This window comes from bacterium (genome assembly GCA_021372615.1).
Taxonomy (GTDB): domain Bacteria; phylum Armatimonadota; class Zipacnadia; order Zipacnadales; family UBA11051; genus JAJFUB01.
Genome location: JAJFUB010000102.1, coordinates 1 through 17,320, shown reverse-complemented (window position 1 = coordinate 17,320; position 17,320 = coordinate 1). Strand labels below are relative to the sequence as shown.

The window sequence follows — 17,320 nt, the reverse complement described above, 5'->3', positions numbered from 1 at the left end:
GCCTGTCGTCCGGCACTGTCGACGTCGAATTAAGTATGGTGTCCCCGAAATAGGGGCTTGAGGGCATTTTGAGCCGCTTGCGTTGACTCCTGCGATTGTGCTCCCCTATCATGCACCGCACGAAGAGGAAACCCTTGTCGCATTCCGAGGTCTAACATGGATATGAAGCGGTCCGCTCCTCTTGTCATCGGGTTGTGCGGTGTGGTCCTGTTGGGGGTCACCATGCGCTGTTTGGGGGGCGTCACTCCCGTTGGCGCATACTACCAGGCACAACCGATGGCCGTCGCACCTGTCGCCGCCAACCCGGCCGCCGCGCCGGCCCCGGTGACGGCCGATTCGCCGGCGCAGCAGGCCCCTGCCTGCCGCAAGTTCACCATGGTCGCGGTCGGTGACTGCATGACCGACCGCAACGTGGACGACGCCATCCGCAAGAACGGCGTGCATAGCATCCTGGCGAAGGTCAAGGGCCTCACCGCAGACGCCGACGTGAGCTTCGCCAACCTCGAATCGCCTCTGTCCACCGTGGGGCCCCATGCCCCGAGTGACTGCATCTTCCGGGCCCGCCCGGCGACGGTTCAGGTGCTCCTGGACGGGGGCTTCGACGTCGTCACCCTGGCCAACAACCACTCCCTGAACGCCGGCCGCGAAGGCATCATGCAGACCCTGGGCGTTCTGGATAAGCACGCCATCAAGTACTGCGGCGCCGACCGTGACCGCCAGGGCGGCCGCCCGGCCCTCCTGAGCGTCGGGGCGTACCCGGTGCGCATGGGCTTCCTTGGGGCCACCGACCTGACCATCAACCACGGCTCGTACAACAAGGTCAGCCCGGACCGCAGCAACCTCATCGCCCAGATCCGCGCTGCCCGCTCCCAGTGCGACATCCTGTGTGTCTCGTTCCACTGGGGTGAAGAGTACCAGTCCATGCCCAGCCAGCGACAGAAGGACACCGCCCACGCGGCCATCGAGGCCGGGGCCGACATCGTGCTGGGGCACCATCCGCACACGCTGCAAGGCCTGGAGGTCTTCCAGGGCAAGCCCATCCTATACTCGATGGGCAACTTCGTGTTCGACCAGCGCGAGGGTGAGCGCATGGAGAGCGCCATCTTCAAGATTGACTACGCCGAAGGCTGGGGCTGGCAGATCATGGCCAAGCCCATCTGGATCCCCCGCGCCCGCATGGGCCCGATCTACCCCGCGGCCGACCGGCGCGACAAGATCCTGGCCCGCCTGGTGCGCATCTCCCAGCCGCTGGGCACGCAACTGCAGATCAGGAACGGCAAGGCCTGGCTCCGCATCCCTGCGTCAGGCGCCGTCGCAGACACGAAAGGAAGCAACCCATGAAGCACCTTGTGCGGCTTGTCTGGCCGCTGCTGCTGTTGGTAGCGGTCGGGGCGTACGCCCAGGCTCCGGCCGACAAGCCTGCAGCCATCGTCAACGGTGAGGTCATCACCCAGTCCCAGTTCCTCAGTGCCCTGCAGGCCCGTTACGGCGAGCGCGTCCTGCGCGACATGTGCGGCAACCTCGCCATCCGCCAGGCGGCCAAGGCCGCCGGCGTCAGCGTCACCCAGGAGGAGCTGGAGCGGCGCTTCCAGGCCACCCAGGCCCCGATTGACGCCCGCGCGCCCATGACCGGCGAGACCTTTGCCACGTGGCTCGCCAAGCAGGCCCTCACCCCCGAGGCCTTCGTCGCCGGGCTGTACGACCAGATGCTGATCGAGAAGATGGTGGAGAAGCAGATCAGCGTCAGCGACGAGGACGTGGCGCGCCTCTACCAGGCGAACAAGGAAGCCGTGGGAGAGCCTGCGCAGGTCCGCGTCGCCCACATTCTGGTGAAGACCCCCGAAGAGGCCCAGGCCCTGCGCACGCAGATCACCACCGGCAAGACCACCTGGGAGGAGGCCGCCAAGAAGTCCAGCCTCGACGCCCGCACCCGCGAGAACGGCGGCGACATGGGCTTCGTACCCAATGGCGATACCGACTTCCAGAAGGCAGCCTTCGCGCTCAAGGCCCAGAACGAGATCAGCCCGCCGGTGCAGTCGGCGATGGGCTGGCACCTGCTCAAGCGCATCGGCTTCAAGGCCGCCCGCGTCCCGCCCTTCGAGGAAGTGGGCGCAACACTGCGCGACATGCTGCGCCGGCGGCAACTGATGAGCCTGACCCTGGCCAAGCGCACCGAGATCCTGAAGGGGGCCAAGGTCGAATCCAAGGTGCAGTTCCCGTCCGAGGGCTCGCCCGTGCCGGGTGCCGCCCCTGCCCCTGCCCAATAGAGGCCGCCCGTGCCCACCGCAGCCCGGCGCTCGCGCCGGGCTGTTGCCGTTCCGCCCGCCTGGGCAAAGAAGGGAACCCTGAACGGGCGGGGAAGCTATCACCAACACGCGCGTCAGCAACAGGAGGTTTGAGCGCAATGGATGCGGTCACCAGCGACAAGATCCTGGCCACCGGCAGCCTGGAGGTTGCCTGGCCGAATGAGCCGCTGCTCGGCGGCTATTACGGCGAAGAAGAGATGGAGGTCCTCAACCGGACCGTCCGGGAGTCATTCGATCCGACCAAGGGCTTCGGGTTCATCTGCCCGGAGATCGAAGAGTTCGAGGCGGCCCTGGCCGAGTACTGCCAGACCCAGGACTGCGTGAGCATCAACGGGGCCGGCAGCGGCCTGGACATGACCCTCATGTGCCTGGACCTGCGGCCCGAAGACGAGGTCATCGTCCCCTCGGTGAACTTCCGGGCGGCCCTGATGGCCGTACTGGGGCAGCGGGCCAAGCTCGTGCTGTGCGAAGTGGACCCGCAGACGCTGTGCGCCGATGTGGATGACGTGGCCAAGAAGCTGACCAAGAACACCCGGGCCATGATGGTCACCCACATGAACGGGTATTCGGCGCCGATCGACAAGTACCAGGAGATCGCCGCCGCCAACCCGCACCCCGAGTTCGGCCCCGCCAAGTTCATCGGCGACGTGGCCCGCTGCATGGGCGGCGAGTACAAGGGCAAGAAGAACACCCACGGCGCCTGGATGAGCGTCCTGTCGTTCCACACCCAGAAGCTCATGACGACCCTGGGCGAAGGCGGCGGCGTCACGGTGGACGACCCGGATCTGGCCCTGCGCCTGCGCGGCCTGCGGCAGTTCGGCTGGGCCACCGGCTGGGGCAGCAACTACAAGATGACCAAGATCCAGGCCGCCGTCGGCCTCGTGCAGCTCCGGAAGCTCCCGCAGATGCTCGCCGAGCGCTACGCCGTGGCCAAGGCCCGCAACGAGATGCTCAAGGACGTGCCGGAGCTGACGCTGCCGTATGAGGCCCCGGAGGTCAAGCACACGTACTACCTGTACACACTGCTGGTACCCGAGGCATGGGCCGGCGCCAAGCGCGACCAGCTCATGAAGATCCTCATCGAGGACTACAAGGTCTCCAGCGTCGTCGCCAACCCACCGTGTCACAACACGGTGCCGTTCATCCGCGACCGTGTGCCGGGGCAGGAAGTGCCCAAGTCCGAGGTCATTGCCAAGCGGCTGTTCTGCATTCCGATGCACCCGCGCATGAGCCAGAACGACAACGAGTACATCTGCGCGGCCGTCAGCAAGGCCGTCCAGCGCATCCGCGAGGGCGACACGACGTATCTCGCCGCCGAGGAATCAGCCGCGACGAAGGCGATTACGGGGCGGGCGGGGTAGCCCATGCGCGTGCCGCAGTCACAGTAGCGCGGGCAGCTCGCCCGCGCAGGGACACTCCAGTAGGGCAGGCGAGCCGCCTGCCCTACTGACTTTCCGAGGTTGACACAATGGTCCACCTATGCGGCTCCCCTGACGCCATCGGCCGTGAGTGGGGCGAGATGAACCGGGGCGACATCGTCGCCCATCTGGACGAGTTCCTGCGCCTCGCCCGCGATGAGCACGGGCAGGACGAGGCCACCCTGGTGGCGCGTTCGCAGCGTCATGTCGGGATTGTCCGGCAGCTCGCACCCCACTGGCTCGACGAAGCCGCCGCCATCGCGCAGGTGGCCGGCGTCAGCCTCGATCTCTACCTGGCCTGCCTCGTAGGCCGCTACCGGGGGCTACTGTTCGCGGAAGACTGCATCTCCTATGCGGCCGTCGGCTCCGCCACGGCTGACGGCCGCCCGCTCTTCCACAAGAACCGCGACAACCTCGCGCGCCCCCAGGCCTTCTACCGCAAGGAGACGCTCGTGCCGGGCGTCCTGCCCTTCATCTCTGTCGGCGACACGAGCGACACCGGCGCGATGATGATGGTCAACGCTGCCGGGCTCGCCGGCTCGGCCGACCAGGCCGGCAGCGACCCCGACCCCTACTACGGGGGTCTGATGAACCCCTACGGCCTGCGCCACATCGCCGAGACGGCGACGACCTGCGCCGAGGCGCTGGAAATCGTGCGGATGATGAACGACCGGGGCTGGTACGCCGGGGGCAACATCGCCACCAACTGGGCCTTCGCTGACGCCACCGGTCACGCCATGGTGGTCTACAACGCCCACGGCAAGGTCGAAGTCACGTCCGAGACGCGGGACGGCTGCGTGCAGACCGTGGAGCGTGAGGGCCTGCGCCCCCTGCTGGACGAGCGGCGGGGGAGGCTGACGCCCGCCGACTTCGACGCCGCCTCGCGCCTGCCGGGCGTGTGCGTGGCCGGCAACTGCTCCTCGCTGACGGTGCAGATTGACCCGGACCGCCCGGATCTGTTCACCTGCGCCTGGGCGGCGCTGGGCAAGGCCGACGAGACAGGCTACTTCCCCCTGCACATGGGCGCAACGGGCACCCCCGAAGCCTATGCCAATGGCGCCACCTTCGCCCACTGGCAGCGTCGTGTGCCACTGGCGTCATGGCAGCAGTTCGAAGCGCAGACGGAGCAACGCCGTCAGGCAGCCGAGACCGACGCGCAGGCCCTGCTGGCCGCAGGCAACGCAGCAGCTGCCCGCGAGTGCCTGGCACAGTTCGCGGCCGACACCGCCGCGCGGGCTACTTCCTGAGCCCCTCGATCCGTCGGATGACCTCGGCCCGGACCGCCCCCAGGTCCGCCGTCCGCATGTCGAGCCCGTCCAGCCACTTCTCCGCCTCGATGGCTGCGGGCTGCTGCGGCGACTTGGCGATCAGCGTCCTGAGCGTGGTCACATACCGCAAGTCGTCTTGCCCCTCGCGGAAGCCTTCCAGCGCCAGCGTCGTGACGACACCATCCACCGTCGGGTAGGCTAGGCAGTGGTCGCGATAGGTGTCGTCATCGAAGTCGTTCCACTGCGCCCCCGAGGAGTCCATGAAGCAATACGTGCAGGCCCCGTCGTAGTCCATCCGCCACAGGTACAGGCCGTAGTTGCGGCGGTACATCTCGGGGTCTTCGGCGGGGGTCTGCGGGTGGGCGTAGTTCCAGATGAGATGCCCGCGATCGTGCCAGGCGGCGGCGTTGTCGGCCGCGGGGTCCCCGGCGCGGTTGAACAGATCGAGCAGGTCGCCCACCGCCTCCAGTTGGCCCTGGAAGCCGGACACGATGACCTTGCCGCCCGCCTCGTGCACCGCCTGCCAGGCGGTCCGCTCGGCCCGCAGCTTCTCTCCCCGCGCCTCGTCAATGCCGTAGAAGTACACGCCGGTGAAGCCATACTCGGCGGCCACGCGGATGGTCTTGCGGATGTTCTCCTGCATCGCCGCCAGCGCGGCCGGTTCGGTGGGCGCGCCGATGAGCCCAGAGTCGGCGAAGTACAGCGGTCGCCCGGACATCCCCGCCTCTTTCGCCATCTGCAGGTGTCGGCGGAACAGGGGCTCGTCCACGTAGATGATCTTGGGCGACCAGATCATGGCGGGCGCGACGATTCCGTGCTCAACCATGGCGCGCAGTTCCGCGCGGAACTGCTGTTCGCTCTTGAGCTTGTAGCCGATGCCGCCCGCCCCGGTCCCGTCCAGCTCGCCCCAGTAGTACAGGCTGCCGGTGAACGGGCGGGACAGGTCATAGTGCGTGCGCGGCGCCTCCAGCTTGAGCGGCAGCACCTGGACCGTCAGCGGCGTCTCGCCCAGCGGCTTGCCCTGCGCCGTCAGCGTCACCCGACCGACATACCTCCCCGGCTTGCACCCCTCGGGCACGCGCACGGTGAGCCACACCTGCTTGTTCTGCCCGGCCGGCAGGTCGAGCGGCTGCAGCGTCGCAGCATCCCGGACCGGGTACTCGTCCGTCTTCAGGTTCAGGCCCCAGGAGGGCTTGGGCGGCGTCGGGTCGTCTATCCCCACGTAGCGTGCGCCGGCGGGGAAGCTGAGCTTCAGGGAGTTGTGCTGCCCCTCCAGGTCCACCCGCACCAGCGAGTCGTCGTTGAGCAGCAACTCGGGCACGAGCACCCTGTGCGCCCGGTCCTGCGCCACCCCATGCGGCGCCGTCCCGGCCTGATACCAGCACTTGACCCACTTCACGTCCACGGCGCTCGCCGGGATGGAGCCGCCGGGGCCCTTGAGCGCCGACACACTGGGCAGCAGGCGCGTCACGCCCTGCGGCGCCCACAGTACGAGGCTGGCCGACTCGGTCTCGCCCGGGCAGGCGGTCACTGCCAATGGCCCCAGGCGCGCCCCGTGCAGGGACGGGCTGTAGGGCAGCACCATCTGCGACGTGACGGGCGTCGTGGCATAGGCGAGGAGGCCTCGGGTAGTGACGACGCCAGACTTCAGCCCTGCCACGGCTTCGGTGAGTCGTGCCACCGCCGTAGCCGGCCCGGCCAGCACCCGGTCGAGATCGGGGCTGCCCGGCTCCATCCGCGCGCACGCCGCCAGCGCCGCATCCGCGCGGGCCGCTTCGGCAACGATGAGTTGCCGCCAGGCCTGTGCGAGGGGCGTGCGTGGCAACCCGGCCGCATCACGCACGAGCTGGCGGCTCATCTCCCGCACGCGGGGCAGCTCCGCCGCCACGAGCGCCGTGGCCGCCGGCCCCAGGTCCACGATGCGGATGTCCGACAGCAGCGAGGTCGTGTTCGCGCCGGGGTTGTGGTGGAACCAGATGGTGATCTCGCGCGTGTAGGCGGGGAACCAGTCCGAAACGAGCATCGCATTCTCGGTCCACTGCTGGCCCTCGCGCGACGTGTCCTGCCGGGCATACGGCTTGCCGGTCTTGCCCGCGGCGTCGAAGAAGTCCACGCGCAGGTGCAGCGGCTCGCTACCGGACACGAAGCGTGTCCGCCAGCACACCACGATGGGGTGGCCGGGCGTGATGGCGACGTGGCGGGCCAGGATGAGGTCCTCGTTCTCCTTCTCGGAGGAGACGACCCGCGCGCACTTCCCGCCCCCCTCCGGCCGGTCCACGACGCTCCAGCCCTGGTCGGGCTTCCAGTTGTCCAGGTTGCCCGCGCAGAAGTCCTCGCGGCACAGCACCTCACCGGGTGGGTTGGCGTCCCAGAGCTTCGCGATGAGGGCAGTGGTGGCATCCCGGTAGGTGATGGCATGGGCGGCAGCAGAGGCGACAACGAGGGCGAGACAGCACGACAGGATCGGTCGCATGGTGGCACTCCATTCGGTCTTGAGCCGCGCCTCCGGCGCTCGGCGGGGAGGGAGGGGATGGCGCCGGATGACGGGGGCTTCCGCCCCCGCCTAGACTGAGTCGGCCCTCCGGGCCTCGAACGGCCCCGTCCCACGGCACCCAACGGCCCCCGTCGCCCGGCCCCCTTCTCCTCACGCACCGGCGCCGTGTCGTAGCCGTCAGCGCCGGAGGCGTGGCTACCGGCTTGCCCGGCCCCTCACTGCCTCTGCTCGCGCGCGAACAGGCACAACGCCGCCACAATCATCAGCGCCGAGACCGAGACCGGCAGCCACACCGGGCCGAACCACGCCGTGGGGATCAGGAAGAGCAGGTCCATCGTCTGCAGCGACGCCGGCCAGCCGATCAGCACCTTCAGGCTCACATAGTAGAAAATGTCCCACACCGCGAAGGCGTACAGGAACACGGCCAGCTTCTCCAGCGGCCGGCGCCCAGCCAGCACCGCCAGCGTCACCAGCATGATGATCGTCGCGGCCTCGCGCCCCTGCTCGCTCGTGATGATCCAGTGCGGCACCTGCTCGTACACTGCCCGGTCCAGCTGCTCGGGTGTCGGCACGATCCCGAGGATGTGCCGGATGTAGACCACCACCACCGCCTCCAGGTGGCCCATGGCGATGGCGAAGGCCGTCAGGGCGGCCAGACGCGCGGGCAAGGCAGAGCGCCGCGGCGGGGCAGCGGGCATCTACTTCACCCTCTCGATCACGACCACACCCCCGGCCGGCACGCGCACCTCGGAGTACAGGCTCCCCTTGATGGTCTTCTCCGCCGCCTGGAACCCTGTGATCTGCGGACCGTCTGGCCCATAGGCATACACCTGTCGCCTGCTCTTGTCGCCCCAGCCGAACAGCCCGGACTTCGCCGTCAGGATGCGCTCCCGGCCGATAGCATAGCCGGCGTGCAACTCGACGGGCGTGAACGGGTACATGTGCGCCGTGACGGTCGGATGGGTCAGCTTGACGACGTTCCAGCCACAGTAGTAGTACCACAGCCCCCCGTTCTGCAGGTGGCCGCGCACCGATGGCACGATGTCCTCCTCCGCGCGCACCCGGTCGGGCGAGCTGAGCCCGACCGGGCAGTACAGGTGCGCATAGCGCAGGTTGCTCGGGTGCCACGCCTCGACGAAGCGCGGGAAGTGCAGCTTCGTCATCGTCTCGGTGACCGGCTGGCCGTTGCCGATCAGGACCTTCCCGGCGTCCAGCACCCGCCGGGCCTGCTGGACCTGGTAGCCCTGACAGTACAGCGGCGTCAGCGCCACCTTCTCCTGGACGGTCATCTGCTGCATGTTCGGCAGGGCCGAATGTCCGTCGAACAGCCCGTAGGCGACGTCGGTCGCGCTATGCGACAGCTCGTCCCAGTACACGCCATCGAAGCCGAGCCCGTCGCAGACGAGGTCGAAGGTCTTGTTCATCTCGCGCCCATAGGCGTTCGTCGTCGTGGGCAGGAAGAGCCAGAAGGTCGGCTGCCAGCTTCCGGCGGCGTACGAAAGCTGCTTGCCATCGGCCCCCAGATGCCGGGCGTCGGCATACAGCGTGGTCGCCTCATCCCAACGCGTGATGTAGACGTGCAGGTACTGCAGCACCTGCAGTCCGGGCATGAGCGCCCGGAGCCTGTCCGCCTGGGCCTTGAGGCGCTGCTGCTCCTCCGGCTCGCGCAAGAAGGCCAGACCGTGCGCCAGCACCGCCGGACGCGGCATGGGGATCTGCAGGGACACGATCTGGAGCGCCCCGTTCTGCAGCCAGCCCTTCAGGTCTGGCACCTCGGCCTCGTGGGTCGGGTGCGGAGCGAACGCGAACGCCCCGGGGATCGTGAAGTTCGTCCCCCAGTTCCGCCGGATGGCGTTGACGAAGTCGAAGTAGTCGCCCTTCAGTACGGGATAGATGGACCAGCGCAGCTCATACGTCGCCCGGGGCTCCAGCATGAGGTAGTTGTCTACGAGCCCCGCCTCGGCGGGCTGGCGCGTCGCCACCTGGGCACACTGCACGCGCAGGACATCATCCTCAGCGACGATCCCCAGCCCGTCATCGCCCAACCTCAGGAAGACGGTCGGATTGTCCCCGCCCCTCTCGTAGCCCTCCATGATCCGCGACTTCTGCCCCCGCAGGTACACCTCGGCCCCGTTCAGGCCGCCCGTCTGGATCATGTGGCGCACGCTGATGTGCAGGTCCTGGTCGGTCAGGTTGGTCAGCTTGTCACTGATCGCGATGTGGTCGGGAAGCCGCTTGATGGTGCGGTCGAGACGATAGTACTTCGCAGCCGCCTCCCGCCCGGCGCTGTCGGCCTTCTCACCCAGCATACGCCACCCCACGTTCCGGTACGAGAAGCTGCTGTTCAGGTCCAGAATGAGCTTGCCGCAGGTCACGCGCAGCCCGCCTCCGGGGTGGGTCTGCAGCTTGTACGCGACCTTACTGCGGTCGGTCGGCGCGATGACGGCCAGGGGGGCGTTCGGGTCTTCGGGCTGCTCGTCAGGCGGCACCACCCTTGCCGGCGCCGTCACCAGCGCCACGTCCTTGAGCACCAGCGCGCTCTTGATCCGCGTCTCCGCATGCCGGATGACGATCTCGTTCGCCCCTGCGTGGAGCAGGTCCGACACGTCGAGCACGGAGTCGTAGGCGTGGCCTCCCACGAGACAGGCCGGGTGATCCTCGCGGTTGGCCCCCTCGTAGTCGGGCGAGTAGCAGACCCGCCAGCCCTCCTGCCCGAACCAGTCCAGCTTCAGACCGCTCAGCATCTCGGTCTCAGGGAGCTTGTTCAGCAGTCGCTTGCGCTCGACGGCCTTGCCGTTGACGGTGATCCCCATGGAGAACGTCGAGCCGCCCAGGCCGGGGGAATCCAGCCGGGCGAGGAGCGAGAGGGCGAGCTTCTGCTGCAGGGCCTCGGCGGGGATACTGAGGGTGAACGTCTGGGCCTGGCCCGGCTCGATGCGGGCCTCAGGGGCGATGGGGAGTGGGGGAGCGGCGAGGGCAGCGGCACCGACGCAGAGTGCGCAGAGGACGCTGAGCGCTTTCATCTTGCCTCCCTCGTGGCGGGACGGATGCCGTGGCCGTAGGAGCGCCGGCTTCCAGCCGGCACGCGTGTCCCTACGGCAACGGCGGGCCGGCTGGAAGCCGGCGCTCCTACGGCACTACACGCCTGCGGCTCGCAGGTACTCCCGGCTGATCGCCAGGTCCAGCAGCGGGTCCTGTAGGTGCGTGTCATGCTCGACGAACAGCCAGCCGTCATAGCCGACCTGCTTGAGCGCCGCGACGACCGCGGCGTTGTCCATCCCGATGTTGCCGGCGCCCAGCTCGCAGAAGCGGCCCCGCTCGTACCAGCGGTCCAGGCCGATCTCGGGCTTGAGCACGAGCCAGTCCTTCAGGTGCATCGAGACGAGGCGGTCAGCGTACTTGTGGACGATGGCTAGCGGGTCGCCATCGGCGGCGGCCAGGTGGGCCGTGTCGAGGATCAGGCCGCAGTCGGGGCACCGGGAGAGGAACTCCTCCAACTCCGTCTGTGACTCCACCAGGGATCCGAGGTGGTTGTGCAGCGCCACCCGGATGCCCCAGCGGCGGCACGCCTCGGCCTGGATGTTGACCTGCCGGCAGAAGGTGTCGAAGTCCTTGCCGGTGACCTCGGTCCACACGTACGTCTTGCCGAAGGCCGCGGTCCACTGGATCGAGACCTCGATGTTCGGCCCACGGCAGGTGGCGAAGTCCATCCCGTGGCGGTGCATCCGCGCGGCCTTGAGGACCGCCTCGGCGCCCTCGTTGGCCGCCAGGCGCTCTGTGCCCTCGTAGCCGATCTTCTGGAGGTCGAGCCAGCGCTGCTCGCTATCGAAGCAGCCGCCGTCCCAGACACTCATGCCGTAGTCTGCGATGCCGATTCTCATGTTCATATCGCTCCTTCAGAGCAGGGCCCGAACTGCAAGATGCCGATCAGCTTCTGCCGCACGCTCGCCCCGTACGGGTGCAGCAGGTCGGAGTCCGCGAACAAAGTGTCTGCCTCGGGCGGTGGCGTCAGATGCGCCGGGGTGGCGGCCAGCTCTTCGGCCCGCGCCTCGAGTGCCTCACGCCCCTCCGACAGATGCCCCAGTAGTCTCACCGGCGGCGGGGCCATCAAGTAGACCTCCCGGTCGCGGGTGATCTTCAGGAAGGCTGAAGAGCCCATGAACGGCTCGAGGCTTTCGCCCGCGTTCGCCAGCCGCTGCCACTCCGCCAGCCAGTATGCCTCCGTCAGCTTCTCCGGCTGAACGGGTTGCTTGTCTACCGCTTTCCATGCTTCCTGCATGACCCACGGCGCCAGGCGCTCGCGCACATCTCGCAGCGACGGCCGCAGCGCCTCGTAACGCCACGTGCGACGGTTCCCCCGGTTGGCCACGATTTCGAGCCACGGCTCGCCGGCGGTGGCTTCACGGCCGACCGCAATCACCTCGGGTATCTCTTCGAGGTTGCGGTTGTCCAGGTAGAGGTTCCAGTGGATGCCGAAGCCGTGCTCCCGCCCCAGCCGGCTGGCCTCGATGATGTCGGCATAGGCCCCATGGCGGCCCACGAACCAGTCGTGGTGCTCTGCGGTGCCGTGCAAGGTCAGCGAGAGGAACCGCCGGCCGTAGTCCCGCAACTGCCGGAGGACAGCGCCCGGGTCGGGGGCACGCGCGATCCCGAAGCCGTTGGTCGGAACGTACTCCTCGGTCTCAGCGCAGATCGGCGGCCCCAGGATCGCCGGGAACTCCGGGTGGGCGCTGGCCTCGTAGTACGGGTAGATCTCCCAGCCCTCGGCGACCAGTTCCACCATCTCGGCCAGCGAGAAGAACGCGCCGTAGGGAGGGTGTCCCTCGGCACTGCAATGGCGGCAGCAGTTCGTGCAGCCAGCCGCGTCAATGAGCGTGAACATGCTGGAGCCTCCATCATCCTCAGATGGTGGCCATGTAGACTGGCTACAGGAGACCCTCAAACAGCGCCTTCTGCTCGTTCAAATGCGCGATCTGGGCCTCGGTCTCCGCGAGGCGCGCGCGCTCCTGCTGGACGATCTCGGGCTTGGCGTTCTGCACGAACCTCTCGTTACCCAGCTTTCCCTCCGCCCGCTGCTTGTCCTTCTCCAGGTCGGCGAGGCGCTTGCTGAGGCGGTCGAGTTGGGCCTGCGGGTCCTCGATGGCCCCGGCCAGCGGCAGGATCACGGTCACGCCCTGCACGATGGCCGTGAGGGCCTTCTCATTGGAGGGGCAGGTGGGAGCGGTCACCGACCGCGACTGATCGGGGTCGGTGACCCCTCCCACGGCAGCCAGCCCTCCCACGGTGGCCCCATAGGTAACACTCTCCAGCCGCGCCAGCGCCCGCATCCCGTGCTCCACCTCGCGCAGCACCGCCTCCGCCTGCGCGTCGGCCACCATGTGCACACTGATCTTCTGTTGCGGCGGCAGCCCGAGCTGCGCCCGCCAGGAGCGGATCTGGTTGGTGATCTCCATCACCATGGCCATCTGCATCTCGGCCTCGTCGTCGCGGTCGGCCGCCTCGGCGGTCGGGTACGACGCCACGGCGATGCTGCCCTCCCCCAGCCCGCCAAGCTGCCAGATCTCCTCGGTGATGAACGGCATGAACGGGTGCAGCGCCCGCAGGATGCCGGACAGCAGTCCGCGGAGCCGCGCCCGCATCTGCGCCGCCCGGGCCGCGTCCTCGCCGTACAGGTCGGCCTTGGACAACTCCACGAACCAGTCGCAGAACTCGTCCCAGGTGTAGGCGTACAGCGCGTCGGCGGCCTGGGCCAGGTCATACCGCTGCAGGCAGCGATCGGTCTCGGCCAGCACCGCTGCCTGTCGCGACAGGATCCATCGCTCCGGCAGGCTCAGCTCGCCGTCCGGCGCCTCCTCGGTTCCGTCCTCCTGGTTCATCAGCACGAACCGCGCGGCATTCCAGAGCTTGTTGCAGAAGTTCCGCGCGCCCACCATGCGGTCTTCGGAGTAGCTCAGGTCCTGCCCGTGGGTGATGAGCTGCACCAGCGCGAAGCGCAGCGCGTCCGCGCCGTAGCGCTCGATCAGGTCAATGGGGTCAATGTTGTTGCCCAGCGACTTGCTGATCTTGCGGCCCTTGTCGTCGCGCACGAGGCCATGGATGAACACCTCGGAGAAGGGCTTCTCATCGCGTAGTTCCATGGCCATCATGATCATCCGCGCGACCCAGAAGAAGATGATGTCATAGGCGGTCACGAGCACCGAGGTAGGGTAGAAGAAGCCCAGCTCGGGGGTCTGCTCGGGCCAGCCGAGGGTGCTGAAAGGCCACAGGCCCGAGCTGAACCACGTGTCCAGCACGTCCGGATCGGGCCGCAGTTCGGCACTGCCGCAGCCCGGGCACACGGTGGGGTCCTCGCGCGTGCAGATCTCTCGGCCGCACGCCTCGCACGTCCACACCGGGATGGGGTGGCCCCACCAGAGCTGCCGGCTGATCGGCCAGTCGCGGATGTTCTCAAGCCAGTCGGTGTACACTTTCGTCCACCGCTCGGGCACGAAACGCACGTCACCGGAGCGCACCGCGGCCAGACCCTTCTCGGCCAGCGGCGCCATCTTCAGGAACCACTGCTCGGACACGAGGGGCTCCACCACCGTGTGGCAGCGCTGGCAGTGGCCTACCGAGTGGGTGTAGTCCTGAATGCTCTCCAGCAGGCCCAGCTCCTCCAGGTCAGCCACCACTTGCTTGCGGCAGTCGTAGCGGTCCATCCCGGCGTACGCACCCGCCTCGGCGGTCATCTTGCCGTCTGGGGCGATGACCACAACGCTGGGCAAGCTGTGCCGTTGGGCGATCTCCAGGTCGTTGGGGTCATGCGCCGGCGTCACCTTCACGGCTCCGGTGCCGAACTCCCGCTCCACGTGCTCGTCGGCCACGATCGGGATCTCGCGGTTCATTAGCGGCAGCAGCACCGTCTTGCCGATCAGGTCGGCGTAGCGCTCGTCCTCGGGATGCACGGCCACGGCGGTGTCGCCGAGCATGGTCTCGGGGCGGGTCGTCGCCACGGTCACACCGCGGCTGCCGTCGGCCTGCGGGTAGTGGATGTGCCACAGGCTGCCCTGGTGCTCCTCGTGCTCGACTTCCAGGTCCGACAGCCCGGTTTCACAGCGGGGGCACCAGTTGATCATGTAAGCCCCGCGGTGGATGAGCCCGCGCTCATAGAGCGTCACGAAGGCCTCGCGCACCGCCCGGGCGCACTGGTCGTCGAGCGTGAAGCGCTCGCGCCGCCAGTCCATCGAGCCGCCCAGGCGCCGGAGTTGCTCGACAATGTGGCTGTGGTGCCGCTCCTTGAGCGCCCACACGCGCTCCACGAAGGCCTCGCGCCCCAGGTCATGCCGGGTCAGGCCCTCCTTGGCGAGTTCCTTCTCCGCCACGTTCTGGGTGGCGATGCCGGCGTGGTCCGTGCCGGGCAACCATAGGGCCGCATGGCCGCTCATGCGCTTCCAGCGGGTGAGCAGGTCCTGGATGGCGTTGTCCAGCGCGTGGCCCATGTGCAGGATGCCCGTCACGTTGGGCGGCGGGATCACGATGCAGAAGGGGGGCTTGTCGGGCTCCACCTCGGCGTTGAACACGCCGGACTGCATCCAGTACTCGTAGATGCGCCCCTCCACCTGCTGGGGTTCGTAGGCTTTGGGCATGTCGGTAGGCATGGTGAACTCCAGTGATGAACGATGAACGCGGAATGATGAATGGGGGATGGGACCGCCAATCGCTGGGGCCGCGCGCGTCGCCGCCCATTCAGCATTCATCAGTCACCGTGCGGCAGTAACGAAATCGCCTCTCATCCTGGTGGGTCAGCAAGTGACCACCCCTGGGACGAGAGGCCGAAGAAGGCTCCCGCGGTACCACCCACGTTCCGTGCGTCGCCGCACGGCTCTCTGGCGCACCCTCATGCGCCGACGCGCTAACGGGCGTACCCGGTGCGAGTTGAGGGGCGCGTTGTACGCAACTCGCCGTTCACCCGCACGGCTCGGGGGCGACGTTCAGCGGGGGACGCTGCCGGCACTCTCACCTTGCCGCCGGCTCTCTGGAAGCGCCCTGGGCCGGATGCTATCCGGCCCCTCCATCCGCCTACTCCTCCCCGTCACAGCCACACAACTCGATTTGCCGTAGTATAGACGGGCGGGCAGAGGACGTCAAGGAAGCCAGAATGCCCCTTGACAGCAGGAGAGCCGTGGCTATAATCGATAACGATAATCGCTATGGATAATACCAACAGCCGTGTCACCCATCGCCACAGCCGCCAGCGTGACATCGTTCTGGAGGAGCTGTGTAAGCTCACCTCACACCCGACGGTGGATGAGCTGTTCCTGATCGTGCGCGAACGGCTGCCGCGCATCAGCCTGGCCACCGTCTACCGGAACCTGGAATTGCTGGCCGAGCAGGGCGTCATCCTCAAGCTCGAACTCGCCGGCCACCAGCGCCGCTTCGACGGATGGGCTGCGCCTCACGCGCACATCCGCTGTGAGGCGTGCGGGGCGGTGGCCGATGTGGACGTCGAGCCGGCCCAGACGCCGCTGGGCGAGGTGCAGCAGCACACAGACTACCTCGTGACCGGCCAGCACACGGAGTTCGCGGGGCAGTGCCCCCGCTGTCAGGCGACCACCGCAACACGGACGAGACCAGGCGCCTGCTGATGGGCATGCAGACCCCTGGCAGGCACGGCGCCCCCGGGGAGCGAGTTGGGGCGCCGGGGAGGAGTATCGCTGCCTGGATTGGTTCTTGTGTCTGAGGAAGTGCCTGGCGTAGCCAACAACCGCGACGCGGACAAGACCGCGAGAACAAAGGAGAGTGACACGATGGCCGTCGAACTGGGACAGGTATACAAGTGTGAGAAGTGCGGGATCATCGTTGAGGTGGTCCATGCCGGCAAAGGCGCCATGGTGTGCTGCGGTGCGCCCATGACCCGGCTCGTCGAGAACACCACCGACGCCGCCAGAGAGAAGCATGTGCCGGTCGTCACTGCCGAGGGCTCCGGCACGAAGGTCGCCGTCGGCAGCGTGGCCCACCCGATGACCGAGGAACACTACATCGAGTGGATCGAGGTCACGGACGCCGGTGGCAAGTGCGCCCGGCAGGTCCTCAAGCCCGGTGACGACCCGGCGGCGAGCTTCTGCCTGAGCGGCGTTGTCGCCCGCGCGTACTGCAACCTGCACGGCCTGTGGAAGGGTGAGTAGCCGATGATGGACGAGAAGATGCGGGTCGCCATCAACGACCAGATCAACAAGGAACTGTACTCGGCGTACCTGTACCAGTCCATGATGGCGCACTTCGACGCCCTGGGGCTGGCCGGGTTCGCCAACTGGATGCGCGTGCAGTCCATGGAAGAGACGCTGCATGCCTACAAGTTCTACGACTACATCATCGAGCGCGGCGGGAAGGTCACGTTGCAGGCCATTGACGGCCCCGAGACCGAATGGGCCAGCCCGCTGGCGGCCTTCGAGGCCGTGCTCAAGCACGAGCAGTTCGTCACCTCGCGCATCAACGCCCTGATGGACATTGCCCAGGAGCTGCGCGACCACGCCTCGGCCAGCTTCCTGCAGTGGTACATTGACGAGCAGGTCGAGGAGGAGGCCAACGCCGAGCAGATCTGCCAGAAGCTGCGTCTCATCGGCGACAACCCCAACGGCCTGTTCATGGTGGACCAGGAGTTGGCCGCGCGGGTGTTCGCCGTGCCGGCCGGCATGCCGGCCGCCGTGGGCGGCGGCGCGGCGTAGGCGGACGGCAACTCAGCCAGAGCAGCCAGGGAGCCCGTGTAGACGGGGCAATCCGGGAGGACAACGCAGATCCGACAGGGTAGTGCGGGCTTCCAGCCCGCCTCAGGCGGGAAGGTAGCGCCCCGGGCGG

The 17,320-nt window shown here is 67.8% G+C and carries 13 protein-coding genes; 7 read left to right on the top strand and 6 right to left on the bottom strand.

Annotated elements, in window-relative coordinates:
• The first annotated feature begins 276 nt into the window (after positions 1-276).
• The 4 genes from LLH23_15530 to LLH23_15515 all read left to right on the top strand — a co-directional run bounded on the left by LLH23_15530 (position 277) and on the right by LLH23_15515 (position 4,971).
• Entirely contained in the window at positions 277-1,341 is a 1,065-nt protein-coding gene (locus LLH23_15530) for a CapA family protein (protein MCE5239877.1), read from the top strand.
• Positions 1,284-2,267, top strand: coding sequence for a peptidylprolyl isomerase (locus LLH23_15525; GenBank protein ID MCE5239876.1), 984 nt, complete (start codon positions 1,284-1,286; stop codon positions 2,265-2,267). The genes LLH23_15530 and LLH23_15525 overlap by 58 nt, the downstream gene beginning before the upstream one ends.
• A 137-nt stretch (positions 2,268-2,404) precedes the next feature.
• Positions 2,405-3,667: a DegT/DnrJ/EryC1/StrS family aminotransferase gene (locus tag LLH23_15520; protein ID MCE5239875.1), complete on the top strand. Its 1,263-nt coding sequence runs from the start codon at positions 2,405-2,407 to the stop codon at positions 3,665-3,667.
• A 107-nt stretch (positions 3,668-3,774) separates the two neighbouring features.
• On the top strand, positions 3,775-4,971 hold the full coding sequence (locus LLH23_15515; GenBank protein MCE5239874.1) for a hypothetical protein: 1,197 nt from the start codon (positions 3,775-3,777) through the stop codon (positions 4,969-4,971).
• Here the strand turns inward: LLH23_15515 and LLH23_15510 are convergent.
• The 6 genes from LLH23_15510 to LLH23_15485 form a co-directional block, all read right to left on the bottom strand.
• Positions 4,961-7,465 (bottom strand): hypothetical protein, encoded by a 2,505-nt coding sequence (locus tag LLH23_15510; GenBank protein ID MCE5239873.1) that lies wholly within the window; start codon positions 7,463-7,465, stop codon positions 4,961-4,963. The two genes, LLH23_15515 and LLH23_15510, sit on opposite strands and share 11 nt — an antisense overlap.
• A gap of 236 nt (positions 7,466-7,701) precedes the next feature.
• Entirely contained in the window at positions 7,702-8,184 is a 483-nt protein-coding gene (locus LLH23_15505) for a hypothetical protein (GenBank protein MCE5239872.1), read from the bottom strand.
• Positions 8,185-10,509, bottom strand: a complete 2,325-nt coding sequence (locus tag LLH23_15500) for a hypothetical protein (GenBank protein ID MCE5239871.1) — start codon at positions 10,507-10,509, stop codon at positions 8,185-8,187.
• Positions 10,510-10,623: 114 nt separating this feature from the next.
• Positions 10,624-11,367, bottom strand: a complete 744-nt coding sequence (locus LLH23_15495) for a sugar phosphate isomerase/epimerase (GenBank protein ID MCE5239870.1) — start codon at positions 11,365-11,367, stop codon at positions 10,624-10,626.
• 2 nt (positions 11,368-11,369) lie between these two features.
• Positions 11,370-12,368: a radical SAM protein gene (locus tag LLH23_15490; GenBank protein MCE5239869.1), complete on the bottom strand. Its 999-nt coding sequence runs from the start codon at positions 12,366-12,368 to the stop codon at positions 11,370-11,372.
• A 43-nt stretch (positions 12,369-12,411) separates the two neighbouring features.
• Positions 12,412-15,123 carry a valine--tRNA ligase gene (locus tag LLH23_15485; protein ID MCE5239868.1) on the bottom strand — a complete coding sequence of 904 codons (2,712 nt, stop codon included), beginning with the start codon at positions 15,121-15,123 and terminating at the stop codon, positions 12,412-12,414.
• 552 nt (positions 15,124-15,675) lie between these two features.
• Here LLH23_15485 and LLH23_15480 point away from each other — a divergent pair.
• The 3 genes from LLH23_15480 (at position 15,676) to LLH23_15470 (ending at position 17,190) form a co-directional block, all read left to right on the top strand.
• On the top strand, positions 15,676-16,110 hold the full coding sequence (locus LLH23_15480; protein ID MCE5239867.1) for a transcriptional repressor: 435 nt from the start codon (positions 15,676-15,678) through the stop codon (positions 16,108-16,110).
• A gap of 162 nt (positions 16,111-16,272) precedes the next feature.
• Positions 16,273-16,650: a desulfoferrodoxin gene (locus LLH23_15475; protein MCE5239866.1), complete on the top strand. Its 378-nt coding sequence runs from the start codon at positions 16,273-16,275 to the stop codon at positions 16,648-16,650.
• A gap of 3 nt (positions 16,651-16,653) precedes the next feature.
• Positions 16,654-17,190, top strand: coding sequence for a ferritin (locus LLH23_15470; protein ID MCE5239865.1), 537 nt, complete (start codon positions 16,654-16,656; stop codon positions 17,188-17,190).
• Positions 17,191-17,320 lie beyond the last annotated feature (130 nt).

Bases quoted from the DNA above. Each gene is read 5' to 3' on its own strand.
- LLH23_15490 (MCE5239869.1), bottom strand. From the start codon at position 12,368: ATGTTCACGCTCATTGACGCGGCTGGCTGCACGAACTGCTGCCGCCAT.
- LLH23_15480 (MCE5239867.1), top strand. From the start codon at position 15,676: ATGGATAATACCAACAGCCGTGTCACCCATCGCCACAGCCGCCAGCGT.
- LLH23_15475 (MCE5239866.1), top strand. From the start codon at position 16,273: ATGGCCGTCGAACTGGGACAGGTATACAAGTGTGAGAAGTGCGGGATC.
- LLH23_15500 (MCE5239871.1), bottom strand. From the start codon at position 10,509: ATGAAAGCGCTCAGCGTCCTCTGCGCACTCTGCGTCGGTGCCGCTGCC.
- LLH23_15470 (MCE5239865.1), top strand. From the start codon at position 16,654: ATGATGGACGAGAAGATGCGGGTCGCCATCAACGACCAGATCAACAAG.
- LLH23_15515 (MCE5239874.1), top strand. From the start codon at position 3,775: ATGGTCCACCTATGCGGCTCCCCTGACGCCATCGGCCGTGAGTGGGGC.
- LLH23_15505 (MCE5239872.1), bottom strand. From the start codon at position 8,184: ATGCCCGCTGCCCCGCCGCGGCGCTCTGCCTTGCCCGCGCGTCTGGCC.
- LLH23_15495 (MCE5239870.1), bottom strand. From the start codon at position 11,367: ATGAGAATCGGCATCGCAGACTACGGCATGAGTGTCTGGGACGGCGGC.
- LLH23_15485 (MCE5239868.1), bottom strand. From the start codon at position 15,123: ATGCCTACCGACATGCCCAAAGCCTACGAACCCCAGCAGGTGGAGGGG.
- LLH23_15530 (MCE5239877.1), top strand. From the start codon at position 277: ATGGCCGTCGCACCTGTCGCCGCCAACCCGGCCGCCGCGCCGGCCCCG.
- LLH23_15510 (MCE5239873.1), bottom strand. From the start codon at position 7,465: ATGCGACCGATCCTGTCGTGCTGTCTCGCCCTCGTTGTCGCCTCTGCT.
- LLH23_15520 (MCE5239875.1), top strand. From the start codon at position 2,405: ATGGATGCGGTCACCAGCGACAAGATCCTGGCCACCGGCAGCCTGGAG.